The organism is Pseudomonas sp. B21-019 (genome assembly GCF_024749225.1).
Taxonomy (GTDB): Bacteria; Pseudomonadota; Gammaproteobacteria; order Pseudomonadales; family Pseudomonadaceae; genus Aquipseudomonas.
Window position 1 is genome coordinate 2496303 of sequence record NZ_CP087193.1, and the last position, 16286, is coordinate 2512588.

The following is a 16286-nucleotide window of genomic DNA, read 5'->3' on the forward strand; positions in this document are numbered from 1 at the left end:
CTAGTGGTCGTCGGGCCGGCTCATGGGTATGCTGGAGGTATCCCGCGCGTGTTCATGCCGCGCATCGTGTTGAAGGAGTCTCTGTGGAGTTTTTGTCCGAGTACGCCAGTTTCCTGGCTAAAACCGTGACACTGGTGATCGCCATTCTGGTGGTCCTGGCCAGTTTTGCGGCGTTGCGCAGCAAAGGTCGGCGCAAGTCGACCGGCCAACTGCAAGTCAGCAAACTCAATGATTTCTATAAAGGGCTGCGCGAACGCCTGGAGCAAACCTTGCTCGACAAGGACCAGCTCAAGGCTTTGCGCAAATCCCAGGCTAAAACCGAGAAAAAGCAAAAGAAGAAACCCGAGGCCAAGCCGCGGGTGTTCGTGCTGGATTTCGACGGTGACATCAAGGCGTCGGCTACTGAAAGCCTGCGCCACGAAATCACCGCGCTGCTGACCCTCGCCACGCCAAAGGATGAAGTGGTGCTACGGCTGGAGAGCGGCGGTGGCATGGTTCACAGCTATGGCCTGGCGTCTTCGCAACTGGCGCGCATTCGCGAGGCCGGCGTGCCGTTGACCGTGTGCATCGACAAGGTCGCGGCCAGCGGCGGCTACATGATGGCGTGCATCGGCGAGAAAATTATCAGCGCTCCGTTCGCGATTCTCGGCTCGATCGGCGTGGTGGCGCAGTTGCCCAACGTCAATCGCCTGCTGAAAAAGCATGACATCGACTTCGAAGTGCTCACGGCCGGTGAGTACAAGCGCACCCTGACAGTGTTTGGCGAAAACACCGAGAAGGGCCGGGAGAAATTCCAGGAAGAGTTGGACATCACCCATCAGCTGTTCAAGAACTTCGTTTCGCGCTATCGCCCGCAACTGGCTATCGACGAAGTGGCCACCGGGGAAATCTGGCTCGGTGTTTCGGCACTCGACAAGCAACTGGTGGACGAGCTCAAGACCAGCGACGAATACCTCGCTGAGCGTGCTAAACAGTCCGAGCTCTATCATTTGCATTACGCCGAACGTAAAACCCTGCAGGAGCGCATCGGCATGGCGGCCAGCGGTTCGATCGATCGTGTATTGCTGAGCTGGTGGAGCCGGTTGACCCAGCAACGCTTCTGGTAACCGTACCAGGCATCACCGTCAGTAAAAAAACCGTGGATTGCCCACGGTTTTTTTTGACCTTCGGAAGGTGTCCACTCACCTGCAAGAAATAACGAATTTTCCTAATGCCATTGCCGATCGGTCGCGCTTTCGTGTGGAGTCAGGTGGGGTAGGGTGATAGACCTGAATTGACTGCAATGGATTGCACCATGAATGAGCTCCTTCGCCACGTTGCCGCACCTCATCCAGCCCCATCGTTGCGAATGCGCGACGAACTGAAAGCTGCACTGGACATCGCTCTCCCCCAAACCCCCGGCCAGTTGGGCGAACACCTGATCAAGGAAAAATGGGGGCAGGACATCGACCCGCAGACGACCTTGATGGTCACCCTCGATTACCACTACAAGGGCCACCCTGAAGAGAACGGTTTCCAGCAGGGTCAGGTGGCGAGCTCGCGGTCGCTGTTGCAAGCGCTGCTTTCAAATTACCAGACGGTTGGGGACGGGCGTTTTGCTGAAACCGCCTTTGGTCTGTACACACCGCCGGACGTCGGCCCGACGGTGCGGATTGTCGAGCATGTCGACGAGTTCGCTGATTACGGCAGCGGCAATCACGACACCTATGAAGGCATCTATCGGCAAACGGCGCCGCAGACTTACGGTCCCGCCTCACAACTGAAGCTGAGGCCGGTCGATTTCAAGAAATGGGTCTGGGAGCTGGACTTCAAGCACGTGTACGAGACCTATCTTGAAAAGGTCTGGCCCTCTGACGAGGTGCTCACTGCGTCCAGTTCGTACGCCTTGAGGACATCGGTCAAAGCAGCGTTTGTGATGACGGCCTGGTTGCAGTTCAAGGAGCGCTGCCTGTCGCAAAAAGGACTTGAGCTCGCGATGGAGGCGGCTGGCTTGCCGCCCGGTCAGGCGTGGGAAACGCTGACCATCGAACAACTGCAAGCGGCGACGCGCCCCCCTTTGTCCGTCAGGGCCGGCCGTTTGAAGCTATACCGTTACACCGCAACAGATATCTGGGCGTTCCGTGACACTGCCAGTACCCGAATGCTGCTGTACATCCCTGGCAACTCTTCCCCGCTGCACGAATTCACCGATGCCACTCAACTGCACCAATGGGTCGTCGCGCAGGGCAAGCTCAGCGAGACAAAACAGGCATTGGCCGCCCATTTTGCCGAAGATGATCGCGAGGACGGTACGTTTCATGCGGGTGTGCTGACGGCATTGGACGGCATGGCACAGTACCCCGCGATGCATCGGCTGACCAACAACGCCGGTTTTTTCAATAACGACGGCTACTGGGACCCCGCCGATTACATTGGCTACGACAATCCACCATCGGCGACCGATCCGTTTGCGCAATTGGTGCTGACGATGAAGCAGGCCGCCCACGCCAGTATCGAAAGCATTCGTACCGATGCACAGGTCAATCGTGACAATTTAAGTGCGGTGGTCGAACCGGTGGTGCAATGGATCAACCGGTTCGGGCCATTGGCGTTGTTCGTCCCAGGAGGCGAAGGCATATTGGCGTTGGCCGGGCTTATTGACGCCGGTTACGGTCTTGATCAGGCAGTAAACGGTGAAACACCACATGAGCGGTCGGAGGGCGTGTCGCGCACCGTGTTCGGTTTGCTTAATGCGCTGCCGATCGCTGTACAGGCGGCGCTGAAGGATGAAGCGGTCGTCGAGTCAGTACGTCCGTCTTCGCAAATCGCCGTTGCCCCGACGCCCGAGCCACCGGTTTCCATGCTGTCCTCCCGCGTGGAGCTGATCCGCGGAATCGGCCCGACTGTGGCGTCTTTCAGTGATGAAGTCCTGGCACAGATCGGCAAGGTCAGTGTGATTGACGATGACATGCTGCGACTGATGCAGACGGGGCGTCCACCAACGCCTTTACTGGCGGATACGATCAGTCGCTTCAAGATCGATCAGGATCTGGGGGCGGCCGGCACGCCTGAGCAGTTCAACAGGCGTTACGCCGCACTTCAACAGTCGGAACATGAATGGGTGCGGCTGTTTCAACAGCAATACCCGATGCTGCCCAAAGGTGCCATCGAACAAATGCTCGACCGCTATGGCGTGGATATCCAGCAAGCTCCCGATGTGGCCGAGGTCAGGCAAGTGTTCACGCGTCTGGACAGCAAGGCGCGGCAGTACCAGCAGCATGTGCGGCTCAATCGCGCTTATGAAGGTCTTTATCTGCGTTCGGTGGCGAGCCCGGACTCGGACATCCTGGCCTTGCACTCGCTGCAAAACCTGCCGGGCTGGCCGCGGAACCTGCGGATCGATGTCCTTGATCAATCCGTCGCGGGGCGAGTGCTGGACCGCATCGGCGCGCAGGAGGCCACGGATGTCCGGCGCTTGGTCAGAGTCGGACAGCACTATCTGCATCAGGCCTCGCCGACAGATTTTTATACGGCGCTTCTCGGCGTGTTGACGGACGACGACCGTTCAGCGCTGCTCCTGACGTCGCCTGGTTCAGTCGACGAACTGCGACTCGCCATCAGCAACCAGGCGTTGCCCCGATCACAGGTGATACTCGGGCTGCAAAGAATGGACGGTGGGTTGCCGTTCGATGCCCACGGGCTCAGAGGCGGCGGTTTTCCGGGAACGCCCCAGGCCGAGGCGCTGACGCAGCAGATGATGAGGCTGCAGCTCAAAGAGGTCTACCCAGACTTTACCGATGCCCAGGCTGATGCGCTCCTTCAACGTGAAGGCCTAAACGCACAGGCGCACATTGAGTGGCTGAAGCAGCAGCTGCAGCAACTCAACACTGACCTGACAGGCTGGATAGATCAGGTGGCGGATGACATCCATCACATGGGTGTTCGCCAGCTCGTTGCCGGTGATCCTGAGGCGGCGGGGATGAACGCTGCGCAAATTCAGGCTCATAACATTCAGCTGATGCTGACGGAAATGCACTATGAGCGAGCTACCCGAAATGAATTGGCCGAGGAACTGGTCGCCATTTGGCAGCAGCGCGGACCCCAGCAGGGGCTTCTCCTGGCAGGTGAGCAAGTACGCGGTGTCAGGCTTGATCTCGACTTTGAGGATTACCACCGGTTACCCGTATTGAATGTCCGGTTCAACAACGTTCTCGAATTATCGATGCGCAGTTTCCACTTGACCGAAGAGGAAAGCCTGAACGGATTTCTTGAGAGTTTTCCAAATCTTGAAGTCCTGAGCCTGGAAAATGTCGATCTGAGTCACTTCAACACCAATGACGAAGCTGGACGCGCATTACCTCCTGCGATCAACCAGCTGCGGCATCTCACTTCGCTGAACCTGAGGTCGACAAGCCTGACTTTCAGTCAGCACAGCGCTTCACAGCTGACTGATCTGACACACTTGCAAACGCTGGACCTGAGCAACAATCCACTGGATGTTCCTCCTTTGGTGCTGGGAATGAACGATTTGCGCCGGCTCAACTTGAGTAACACAAGGATCAACACATGCCCTGTTGGCATCATGGAGCAGCCTTACCTGACGACGCTGGACTTGCGCAATAACCGGATCACCCGGGTTCCGCAGGGGGTTCTGAACCAGGCCATCGCCAGGGATCGTGTGATGCTGCAGGGCAATCCGTTGACGGACGAGGACACCTTGTTGCGCCTTGTCGATCATCGGCGGCGAACGGGGATCAACCTGTGGTTAAGCGAGCCTGGAGCCAACTACGGGAATGTCATCGAGTGGTTGCGTGAAGGCGATCAAGGGCTGCGAGAGGCGCGACAATTGGTCTGGCAGAGGCTTGCAGTCAGGCCCCTTGGCAGCAGGTTCTTGAGAATTATGGATGGCATGAGCCTGACGGCGGACTTTCGGGTCGACTACCTGGCGCTACAGGCGAGAGTGTGGCGGCTGCTCGGGGATGCCGATGCTTCAGAGGCGCTGTGGACACAGTTGGTTCAGGATATCGGAGGGGCTGAGGCTGATCCTGAAAACCCGTTTGTGCTGTTCACGGCACTTGAGGATCGTGCCCGGTTTTATCGGGACTGGGAGGCCATGGGACGACCATTTCCGATAGTCACGCAGTAAGGGAAAAACCTTGAACCCCGCAAGGGGTTCAAGGTGTGACGATCAACGGCGACGGAACAGCGGCAGCGGCTCGTCGGTGGCGGCCTGATAGGTCACCGAGAAGTCCTTGAGGCCTTCAAGGGCTTCGTAGGGGTCTTTATCGGCGCGAATGGCAAACGCATCGAAACCGCAGCGGTGCATGTAGAACAGCTGGTCGCGCAGCACATCGCCAATTGCCCGCAGTTCGCCTTTGAAACCATAGCGGTCACGCAGCAGACGGGCGTTGGAGTAATTGCGACCATCGGTGAAGGCCGGGAAGTTCAGGGCGATAACCTGGAAGTTCGCCACGTCGTCACCGATTTCTTCGGCTTCTTCGTCGGCATCCAGCCACACACCCAGGCCGCCATCACGGGCCATGAGCATGCGGCTGTGTTCGCGCCACATGTGCAACGGGACGATCAGGTCGTCGCAGTTGCTGATCTCGTCGATGTTGAAATCTTTCGGCAACAGGTGCCAGGTTTCGTCGACGACTTCGTTGTTCTTAATTATTCGCTGCATAGACGCGCTCCTTGAAGAGGTCGATGCCGATACGCTGATAAGTGTCGATGAAGCGCTCGTCTTCGGTACGTTGTTCGATGTACACGTCGATCAGCTTCTCGATCACATCAGGCATGGCTTCCTGGGCGAAGGACGGGCCGAGGATCTTGCCCAGGCTCGCATCGCGACTGGCGCTGCCACCCAGGGACACCTGGTAGAACTCTTCGCCTTTCTTGTCCACTCCGAGAATGCCGATGTGGCCGACGTGGTGGTGACCACAGGCGTTCATGCAGCCGGAGATGTTCAGGTCCAGCTCGCCGATGTCGAACAGGTAGTCCAGGTCGTCGAAACGGCGCTGGATCGATTCGGCGATCGGGATCGACTTGGCGTTGGCCAGGGAGCAGAAGTCGCCGCCAGGGCAGCAGATGATGTCGGTCAGCAAACCGATGTTCGGTGTGGCGAAACCTTGCTCGCGCAACTCGCCCCACATCGCGAACAACTGGCTCTGCTCGACATCGGCCAGAATGATGTTCTGCTCGTGGGAGGTGCGCAGTTGACCGAAGCTGTAACGGTCGGCGAGGTCGGCAACGGCATCGAGCTGTTTGTCGGTGATGTCGCCCGGTGCAACGCCGGTCGGCTTCAGGGACAGTGTGACGGCCACGTAACCCGGCTTCTTGTGCGCCAGGGTGTTGCGGATGCGCCAGCGGGCGAAGCCCGGGTGCTGTTTGTCGAGCTCGGCCAGTTCGGCTGTCTGGTTTTCCAGAGCCTTGTAGTCCGGATCGACAAAGTGTTTGGCCACGCGATGCACTTCGGCCTCGGTCAGCGTGGTCTGGCCACCGCGAAGGTGTTCCATTTCCGCATCGACTTTCTGCGCGAACACTTCAGGCGTCAGGGCCTTGACCAGAATCTTGATCCGCGCCTTGTACTTGTTGTCGCGACGGCCGTAGCGGTTGTAGACCCGCAGAATGGCGTCGAGGTAGCTCAACAGGTCCTGCCACGGCAGGAATTCGTTGATGAACGCGCCCACCACCGGAGTACGGCCCAGGCCGCCACCGACCAGCACACGGAAGCCCAGTTCGCCTGCGGCGTTGTGCACCGGCTCGAGGCCGATGTCATGGACTTCGATGGCCGCACGGTCGGACGTCGAACCGTTGATGGCAATCTTGAATTTACGCGGCAGGTAGGCGAATTCCGGGTGGAACGTGGTCCACTGACGGACGATTTCGCACCATGGCCGCGGATCGATCAACTCGTCGGCGGCGACACCGGCGAACTGATCGGTGGTGACGTTGCGCAGGCAGTTGCCGCTGGTCTGGATTGCGTGCATCTGCACGGTCGCCAGCTCAGCCAGGATGTCCGGGATGTCTTCCACGGCCGGCCAGTTGAACTGCACGTTCTGCCGGGTACTGATGTGGGCGTAGCCCTTGTCATAGTCGCGGGCAACTTTGGCCATCATTCGCGTCTGGCGCGAAGTGAGTTGGCCATAAGGCACCGCCACCCGCAGCATCGGGGCAAAGCGCTGGATATAAAGGCCATTTTGCAGGCGCAGGGGGCGGAATTCTTCTTCGCTCAGCTCGCCTGCCAGATAGCGTCGGGTCTGATCACGGAACTGCTTGACGCGGTCCTCGATGATCCGCTGATCGTACTCGTCGTATACGTACATATAAGTCCTGTTCTCAGGCTTGGGCCGGTCGGATACAGCTGCGTTTTCGCAAGCTTTCATCCGATTCTGCCTCGGCAATTCTGCGCGCACGGCCGCGCACTCCCAACGGAGCCGACGCAAGATACCAGTTTGCAGTTATGCGCAAAAGTGATGTTTGAGTATATGCAAAGAACCAAAACGACTAATGAAAGTCGTTGAGATAAAACCCTCATTTGTCGTGCGGGCAATCATCGTCTTAACTGTGCTCGAGTCTTTATGCAATCACCGATAAAACCGACAAGAGGCGATGCAATGAGCAACCCAACCAAAGCAAGGAAAAGCGATAGCACGGTCGATGCCTGGGCGATTCTGTTCCTGATCATCCTGGTCGTGGGTACGGCGGTATTCTGGGTCAGCCATCAATAAACGACCCCGTCCGGGCCCGGCGCCGACGATTGTCGGACAAAAAGCCGGAATATGCGCCGTTTCCAGGGACTTCGCTGGCTATAATGCGCGGCGGATTTTCGGGGGCTCGGACGATCAATGTTGAAGTTCTTCTATGGTGTAGTGCTGGCGCTTGGCGCGGTCCTGGGACCGTGTGCCCAGGCGGCGTCCGTATTGTTCCTCAATCCCGGGACCAGCCAAGAGACGTTCTGGGTCAGTTACTCGCAGTTCATGCAGGCCGCGGCCAAGAACCTGGGCATGGATTTGCAAATCCAGTATGCCGAGCGAAACGCCGAGACCACACTCAAACAGGCCCGCGAAGCGCTGCAAGGGCCGAGTCGGCCGGACTATCTGGTGTTCTCCAACGAGCTGTATGTCGCCCCCGAAATCCTGCGCCTGGCTCAAGGCAGCGGCGTGAAGCTGTTTTTGGTCAACAACGGCCTGACCGCCGACCAGATGCGCCTGCTCGGCGCCCAGCCGGACAAGTATCCCGACTGGCTGGGTAGCCTGGTGCCCAACAATGAGGAGGGCGGCTACCTGATGCTCAAGGAACTGATTCGCCTGCATGGCCCGGTCGCACCCGGTGAGGTCGTCGAACTGGTGGCCTTTTCCGGCCTGAAAATCACGCCGGCCGCGCAACAGCGTGAGCAGGGCATGATGCGGGCATTGGCCGAACACCCCGAAGTGCGGTTGCGCCAGTTGGTGTATGGCGGCTGGACCCGCGAGCGCGCCTATGAACAGGCCAGGTTATTGTTCAAGCGTTACCCGCAAACATCGCTGGTCTGGTCGGCTAACGATGAAATGGCTTTCGGCGCCATGCAGGCGTACGCCGAAACGGGAGGTCAGCCGGGCAAGGGTGTGCTGTTCAGTGCCATCAACAATTCACCGGCCGCGTTGCAGGCGCTGTTGGAGGGGCGGCTAAGCGTGTTGTTGGGCGGGCACTTCACTCTGGGCGGTTGGGCGCTTGTGCAGTTGCATGACTACGACCAGGGGGTGGATGTCAGCCAGTACGGCGGGCGCGACCGGCAGATTCCGTCATTGCAACTGATCGACCACGCGCAAGCCCGGCGACTGCTGGCCATGGGTGCCACTCAGGATTACAACGTGGATTTTAAAAAGCTCTCGGCCAAAGGGCGGCCGACGTCGTACCGCTACCCGTTCAACCTGCAAACCCTGATGCACTGAGCCGGCTCAGATCCCGGCCAGGTGCAACACCAGTTTGACGATGCCGAACAGCGTCAGGGCGAACACCACCGTGAACAGAATCCCCAGAATCACAAAATGACTGGGCTTGCCATGGGTGAAGTCCCGGGCCCGGTTTTTCCCGCTCTGCACCCCGAATGCCGCCGCCATGACGCTGTGCAGCATCTGCCAGAAGGTCGGCGGTTTGTTGTGGTTATTGTTGTCGACTGGATCGTCCATATATCCCTCGTCACGAATGTGTATGAGGCAAGCATAGACAACAGGCACGAATTCTGTGGGAGCCTTTGTGGCGAGGGAGCTTGCTCCCGTTGGGTCGCGAAGCGCCCCCAAAAAATGGGACTACTACGCAGTCCAGCGGGAGCAAGCTCCCTCGCCACAAAAGGCTCCCCCACAGGGGAAGGGGGTTAGTTGTCGTAACCCAGGTTAGGCGCCAGCCAGCGCTCGGTCACGCTCAACTCCTGGCCTTTGCGCGAGGTGTAGCTCTGCACCTGATCCTTGTCGATCTTGCCCACGGCGAAATACTGCGCCTGCGGGTGAGCGAAGTACCAGCCGCTGACCGCCGCCGCCGGGAACATCGCGTAGTGCTCGGTGAGGAATACGCCGCTGCGGCCGGCCTTGAGCTCTTCCGCTTCCGGGTCCAGCAGCTTGAACAGCGTGGCTTTCTCGGTGTGATCCGGGCACGCCGGGTAGCCCGGAGCAGGGCGGATGCCGGTGTATTGCTCTTTGATCAGCGCCTCGTTGTCCAGCGTCTCGTCCTTGGCGTAGCCCCAGTAGTCTTTACGCACTTGTTGGTGCAGCCACTCGGCGCACGCCTCGGCCAGACGGTCGGCCAACGCCTTGACCATGATCGAGTTGTAGTCGTCGCCCGCTTCCTGATAGGCCTTGGCCACTTCTTCGGCGCCGATCCCGGCGGTGGTGATGAAACCACCCACGTAGTCGGTCACGCCGCTGTCCTTCGGCGCGACGAAGTCGGCCAGGGAGAAGTTCGGCTTACCGTCGGTCTTGATGATCTGCTGGCGCAAGTGATGCAGCTTGGCCAATGGCTTGCCGTCGTCGCCATAGACTTCGATGTCATCGTCGCGCACCTGGTTGGCCGGCCAGAAACCGAACACCGCACGGGCGCTGATCAGCTTCTCGTCGATCAACTTGGCAAGCATTTCCTGGGCATCGGCGTACAGCGCGGTGGCGGCTTCACCGACCACTTCATCCTGCAGGATGCGCGGGAACTTGCCGGCCAGGTCCCAGGAGATGAAGAACGGTGTCCAGTCGATGTATTCGGCCAAAACCTTCAGGTCGATGTTGTCCAGCACCTTGGCGCCGGTGAACGTCGGTTTGACCGGCTCATAGTTGGCCCAGTCGAACTGCGGTTTCTTGGCGATGGCCGCCGGGTAGCTCAGGCGCTCGGTGCGGGCGCTGCGGTTGGCGGTGCGCTCGCGAACGTCGATGTATTCCAGGCGGGTCTTCTCGACGAAACCGGCTTTCAGTTCCTTGGACAGCAACTGCGTCGCCACGCCCACGGCGCGGGAGGCGTCGGTGACGTAGATCACCGCGTCGTTGCTGTACTTGGGTTCGATCTTCACCGCCGTGTGCGCTTTGGAGGTGGTCGCGCCACCGATCATCAGCGGCAGATAGAAGTCCTGACGCTGCATCTCGCGGGCCACGTGAACCATTTCGTCCAGCGAAGGCGTGATCAGGCCGGACAGGCCGATGATGTCGCACTTCTCGTCTTTGGCGACTTGCAGGATCTTCTCCGCCGGCACCATCACGCCGAGGTCGACGATGTCATAGCCGTTACAGCCCAGCACCACGCCGACGATGTTCTTGCCGATGTCGTGCACGTCGCCCTTGACCGTGGCCATGAGGATCTTGCCCTTGGCTTCCGGCTTGTCGCCTTTTTCCAGTTCGATGAACGGAATCAAGTGAGCCACGGCCTGCTTCATCACGCGAGCGGACTTCACCACTTGCGGCAGGAACATTTTGCCGGCGCCGAACAGGTCGCCGACGATGTTCATGCCGGCCATCAACGGGCCTTCGATGACTTCGATCGGGCGCGCGAACGACAACCGCGATTCTTCAGTATCTTCAACAATGTGCGTGGTGATGCCCTTGACCAGCGCATGCTCCAGACGCTTGTTGACGTCCCAGTTGCGCCACTCTTCGGTCTCGGCTTCCTTGACGCTGCCGTCGCCCTTGTACTTGTCGGCGATGGCGAGGAGGGCGTCGGTGCCTTCCGGAGTACGGTTGAGGATCACGTCTTCAACGGCGTCGCGCAGCTCCACCGGGATCTGGTCGTAGATCTCCAGTTGGCCGGCGTTGACGATGCCCATGGTCAGGCCGTTGCGGATTGCATACAGCAGGAACACCGAGTGAATCGCCTCGCGCACCGGGTTGTTGCCACGGAACGAGAACGACACGTTGGACACACCGCCGGAGCTCAGGGCGTAGGGCAGTTCGTCGCGGATGTAGGCACAGGCGTTGATGAAGTCCACAGCGTAGTTGTTGTGTTCTTCGATACCGGTGGCCACGGCGAAGATGTTCGGGTCGAAGATGATGTCTTCCGGCGGGAAGCCGACTTCGTTGACCAGAATGTCGTAGGAGCGTTTGCAGATTTCTTTCTTGCGCGCTTCGGTGTCGGCCTGGCCGGCTTCATCGAAGGCCATCACCACCACCGCGGCGCCGTAGCGCTTGCACAGTTTGGCGTGGTGAATGAACTGCTCGACACCTTCCTTCATGCTGATGGAGTTGACGATGCCCTTGCCCTGGATGCACTTGAGGCCGGCTTCGATTACTTCCCACTTGGAGGAGTCGATCATGATCGGGACGCGGGAGATGTCCGGTTCGCCGGCAATCAGATTGAGGAAGGTCACCATGGCCTTCTTCGAATCGAGCATCCCTTCGTCCATGTTGATGTCGATCACCTGGGCGCCGGCTTCGACCTGCTGCAGGGCGACTTCCAGGGCTTCGGTGTAGTTGTCTTCACGGATCAGTCGGGCGAACTTGGCGGAACCGGTGATGTTGGTCCGCTCGCCGACGTTGACGAACAGCGAACTGCGATCGATGGTGAACGGTTCCAGGCCCGACAGGCGGCAGGCCTTGGGAATGTCCGGAATTTCACGCGGGGCGTAACCGGCTACCGCTTTGGCGATGGCTTCGATGTGGCCCGGCGTGGTGCCGCAGCAGCCGCCGACGATGTTGAGGAAGCCGCTTTGGGCGAACTCTTCGATGACCTTGGCGGTTTCCGCTGGGAGCTCGTCGTACTCGCCGAATTCGTTCGGCAGGCCGGCGTTCGGGTGCGCCGACACGTGGGTGCCGGCCTTGTTCGACAGCTCTTCCAGGTATGGGCGCAATTCACGGGCGCCGAGGGCGCAGTTCAGGCCGACGGAGATCGGCTTGGCGTGGGCCACGGAGTTCCAGAACGCTTCGGTAGTCTGGCCGGAGAGGGTACGGCCAGAGGCGTCGGTGATGGTGCCGGAAATCATGATCGGCAGCTCGACGCCCAGCTCTTCGTAAACCCCTTGCACGGCGAAGATCGCCGCTTTGGCGTTGAGGGTGTCGAAAATGGTTTCGATCAGGATCAAGTCGGCGCCGCCTTCGATCAGGCCTTTGGTGGCCTCGGTGTAGTTCTCCACCAGTTCATCGAAGGTCACGTTGCGGTAGCCGGGGTTGTTCACGTCAGGCGACAGCGAGCAGGTGCGACTTGTAGGGCCGAGCACGCCGGCGACGAAGCGCGGCTTGTCCGGGTTCTCAAGGGTTTTCGCATCGGCAATCTTGCGGGCCAGGCGTGCGCCTTCTACGTTCAGTTCGTAGGCCAGTTCTTCCATGCCGTAATCGGCCATGGAAATCCGGGTGGCGTTGAAGGTGTTGGTTTCCAGAATGTCGGCGCCGGCATCCAGGTAGGCTTTCTCGATGCCGCCAATCACGTCCGGGCGGGTCAGTACCAACAAGTCGTTATTGCCTTTGACATCGCTCGGCCAGTCGGCGAAGCGTTTGCCACGGTAATCCTGTTCCTCGAGCTTGTAGCTCTGGATCATTGTCCCCATGCCGCCGTCGAGAATCAGGATGCGCTCTTTGAGGGCGTGCTTGAGAGCTTGAAGGCGAACGCTGCGATCGGACATTTGGACTACTCGGTAAGGCCATGACGAAGGGCCGGGATAATAACAAACCTGTGTGCTTTTGGAGCATGTGCCGGTTTTGCATGAATATCGTTCATGTTGGTGCGCAGGCCAGACCGGTAGAATCGCGGCGTTTTCTCATGATCAGGACCAGGGATATGTCGTATCGCGTCGTCACCAGCCTATTGATGCTGTTTTTAAGCGGGGGCGCCGCTGCGCAAGGTCCGGACATTTCCTACGTTCGTGACATTCAACCGATCTTCACCGAAAAGTGCGTGGCCTGCCATGCCTGCTACGACTCCGCCTGTCAGCTCAACCTGGGCAGTGGCGAAGGGGCGGCCCGAGGTGCGACGAAGGCGCCGGTCTATGACGGCGAACGCAGCAAGGCCGCCGCGCCGACTCGGTTGTTTTATGACGCCTTCGGCAAGCGTGCCTGGCAGCAAAAGGGCTTCTATTCAGTGCTCGACGCCCAAGGCAGCCAGGCGGCGCTGATGGCGCGGATGCTTGAGCTGGGGCACAAAACCCCGTTGCAACCCAATGCCAAGCTACCGGAAGACATCGTCCTGGGCCTGAACCGGGAAAACATGTGTGCCATGCCGGCGGAGTTCGACGGCTACGCCAGTTCACACCCGAAAGAGGGCATGCCACTGGCGGTTACCGGCCTGACCGATCAGCAATATCAGACACTGCAACGCTGGCTGGCCTCCGGCGCGCCGATCGACCAGCAGGGCCTGGTGCCCAGCGCCAAGGAAGCCTTGCAAGTGGTGCAGTGGGAAAACCTGTTGAATTCGCCGGGTGCCCGGGAGAGTCTGGTCGGGCGCTGGTTGTTCGAGCACTGGTTCTTGGCCCATATCTATTTCAAGGACGGCGAGCCGGGGCATTTCTTTCAGTGGGTACGTTCGCGCACGCCGACGGGGCAGCCCATCGACCTGATCAACACCCGCCGTCCGAATGACGACCCGGGCACTCAGGTCTATTACCGTCTGTGGCCGGTGCAAGGCGTGATCGTGCACAAGACCCACATCACCTACCCGCTGAGCGCGGCGAAGATGGCGCGGATCAAGAGCCTGTTTTACAACGGCAACTGGCAGGTCCACGCGTTACCGGGCTACGGGCCGGAGCGGCGGGCCAATCCGTTTGCCACGTTCGAAGCGATCCCGGCCCAGGCGCGCTATCAGTTCATGCTCGATAACGCCGAATACTTCGTGCGCACCTTTATTCGCGGTCCGGTCTGCCGGGGTCAGATCGCCACCGACGTGATTCGCGACAACTTCTGGGCACTGTTCCAGGCCCCGGAGCATGACCTTTACATCACCGACCCGAAATATCGCGGCCAGGCTACGCCGTTGCTGGCGATGCCGGGGCAGAACGATGACGTCGGCAGCGTCCTGAGCCTGTGGCACGACTACCGCAACAAGCGCAACGAATATGAGGCCCTGCGCCGGGACAGCTATGCCGACTTGCCGGCGCCGAGCTGGTCGACCCTGTGGGCCGGCAATGACAACGCACTGCTGAGTATCTTTCGGCATTTCGACAGCGCCTCGGTGACCAAGGGCCTGATCGGCGATGTGCCGCAGACGATGTGGCTGTTCGATTACCCGTTGCTGGAACGCACCTATTACCAGTTGGCGGTCAACTTCGATGTGTTCGGCAACGTGTCCCATCAGGCCCAGACCCGGCTGTACTTCGACCTGATCCGCAATGGCGCCGAGCAGAATTTCCTGCGCCTGATGCCGGCCAGCTCACGGGACGGCTATCTCGACGATTGGTACCAGAACAGCGGCAAGTTCAAGATGTGGCTGGATTACGAGGACATCGATAACGACAAGCCGACGGCGTTGACGCTGGACGAAAACGACCCGAAACGCGATTTCGCCTTGCAGTTGCTGTCCCGTTACGGCGAACTCAATGCCAGGCCCGATCCGATCAACCGCTGCGACGGCGCTTACTGCTCGCGGCCGAACATCGATCTGGCATTGCAGAACGCCGAGCAGGCCTTGAGCCGCCTGACGTCGCGCCCGGCCGCCGGTTTGAAAGTCATCGATCAGTTGCCGGAAGCGACGATGTTGCGCATCGAGACCCCAAGCGGCAAGCGCGAGGTCTACAGCCTGCTGCGCAACCGCGCCCACAGCAACGTGGCGTTCCTGCTCGGGGAGTCGCTGCGTTATCAGCCGGGGCTCGACACGTTGACGATCTATCCGGGTGTTCTGAGCAGCTACCCGAACTTCATGTTCAACATTCCGGCCGGGCAAGTGCCGGCGTTTGTCGACGAGATGGAAAACGCCAAAGACGCCGCCAGTTTCGAAAAAATCGTCGAACGCTGGGGTATTCGCCGCAGTCATCCGCAGTTCTGGCGGTATTTCCATGATCTGAGCCGATACATCCACGACACCGACCCGGTGGAAGAGGGCGTGCTGGACATGAATCGCTACGAGAATCTCTGATGGCTGCTTTCCCGACAAAAATACTAGGACTTTGTGCGGCGCGTCGATTGGCGTAAACTGCGTCCAAGCCTGCGAGGAGTTTCCATGACCGCTATTACCATTACCGACGCCGCCCATGATTACCTGGCCGATCTGCTCTCCAAGCAGAACACCCCGGGTATCGGCATCCGCGTCTTTATCACCCAGCCTGGCACCCAGTACGCCGAAACCTGCATTGCCTATTGCAAGCCGGGCGAAGAAAAACCTGAAGACACGGCGCTGGGGCTAAAAAGCTTCACCGCGTACATCGACCACTTCAGCGAAGCCTTCCTGGACGATGCCGTTGTCGACTACGCCACCGACCGCATGGGCGGCCAACTGACCATCAAGGCGCCAAACGCCAAAGTACCGATGGTCAACGCCGACAGCCCGGTCAACGAGCGCATCAACTACTACCTGCAAACCGAGATCAACCCGGGGCTGGCCAGCCACGGCGGTCAGGTCAGCCTGATCGATGTGGTCGAAGACGGCATCGCCGTGCTGAAGTTCGGCGGCGGTTGCCAGGGCTGCGGCCAGGCAGACGTCACCCTGAAGGAAGGCATCGAGCGCACCTTGCTCGAGCGTATTCCCGAGCTCAAGGGTGTTCGTGACGTGACCGACCACACGCAGAAAGAAAACGCCTACTACTAAGGTGTTCGCTGCGACATAAAAAACGGTGCCCGTGAGCACCGTTTTTTTATGGATGATCGATAACCTGTGGCGAGGGAGCTTGCTCCCGCTCGACTGCGAAGCAGTCGCAATCCAGCCGATGCATTTTCCCG

Annotated in this window: 9 protein-coding genes; 5 read left to right on the plus strand and 4 right to left on the minus strand. The window is 59.5% G+C overall.

The genetic code is table 11. The features are described from left to right. Positions 1 to 83 precede the first annotated feature (83 nt). Together sohB and LOY36_RS11335 are read left to right on the plus strand one after the other, a co-directional pair. Positions 84 to 1106, plus strand: coding sequence for a protease SohB (sohB, locus tag LOY36_RS11330; protein ID WP_018927637.1), 1023 nt, complete (start codon positions 84 to 86; stop codon positions 1104 to 1106). Between the two features lie 188 nt (positions 1107 to 1294). After that, positions 1295 to 5125 (plus strand): dermonecrotic toxin domain-containing protein, encoded by a 3831-nt coding sequence (locus LOY36_RS11335; RefSeq protein WP_258673544.1) that lies wholly within the window; start codon positions 1295 to 1297, stop codon positions 5123 to 5125. 42 nt (positions 5126 to 5167) lie between these two features. Here the strand turns inward: LOY36_RS11335 and LOY36_RS11340 are convergent, their stop codons facing one another. Both LOY36_RS11340 and LOY36_RS11345 read right to left on the minus strand, forming a co-directional pair. Then, entirely contained in the window at positions 5168 to 5662 is a 495-nt protein-coding gene (locus LOY36_RS11340) for a DUF934 domain-containing protein (RefSeq protein WP_018927639.1), read from the minus strand. Next, entirely contained in the window at positions 5646 to 7304 is a 1659-nt protein-coding gene (locus LOY36_RS11345; RefSeq protein ID WP_258673547.1) for a nitrite/sulfite reductase, read from the minus strand. The genes LOY36_RS11340 and LOY36_RS11345 overlap by 17 nt, the downstream gene beginning before the upstream one ends. A gap of 522 nt (positions 7305 to 7826) precedes the next feature. Here LOY36_RS11345 and LOY36_RS11350 point away from each other — a divergent pair. Further along, positions 7827 to 8912 (plus strand): ABC transporter substrate-binding protein, encoded by a 1086-nt coding sequence (locus tag LOY36_RS11350; protein WP_258673549.1) that lies wholly within the window; start codon positions 7827 to 7829, stop codon positions 8910 to 8912. Between the two features lie 6 nt (positions 8913 to 8918). Here the strand turns inward: LOY36_RS11350 and LOY36_RS11355 are convergent, their stop codons facing one another. Beyond that, positions 8919 to 9149 carry a DUF2970 domain-containing protein gene (locus LOY36_RS11355; RefSeq protein ID WP_018927642.1) on the minus strand — a complete coding sequence of 77 codons (231 nt, stop codon included), beginning with the start codon at positions 9147 to 9149 and terminating at the stop codon, positions 8919 to 8921. 185 nt (positions 9150 to 9334) lie between these two features. After that, positions 9335 to 13045, minus strand: coding sequence for a methionine synthase (gene metH, locus LOY36_RS11360; protein ID WP_019649188.1), 3711 nt, complete (start codon positions 13043 to 13045; stop codon positions 9335 to 9337). 155 nt (positions 13046 to 13200) lie between these two features. On the opposite strand from metH, the gene LOY36_RS11365 reads away from it, so the two are divergent. After that, the gene (locus LOY36_RS11365) at positions 13201 to 15486 is read left to right on the plus strand and encodes a fatty acid cis/trans isomerase (protein WP_258673550.1); all 2286 of its coding nucleotides are present in this window, start codon (positions 13201 to 13203) and stop codon (positions 15484 to 15486) included. Between the two features lie 84 nt (positions 15487 to 15570). After that, positions 15571 to 16155 carry a Fe-S biogenesis protein NfuA gene (gene nfuA / locus LOY36_RS11370; protein WP_007941757.1) on the plus strand — a complete coding sequence of 195 codons (585 nt, stop codon included), beginning with the start codon at positions 15571 to 15573 and terminating at the stop codon, positions 16153 to 16155. Positions 16156 to 16286: the final 131 nt, after the last annotated feature.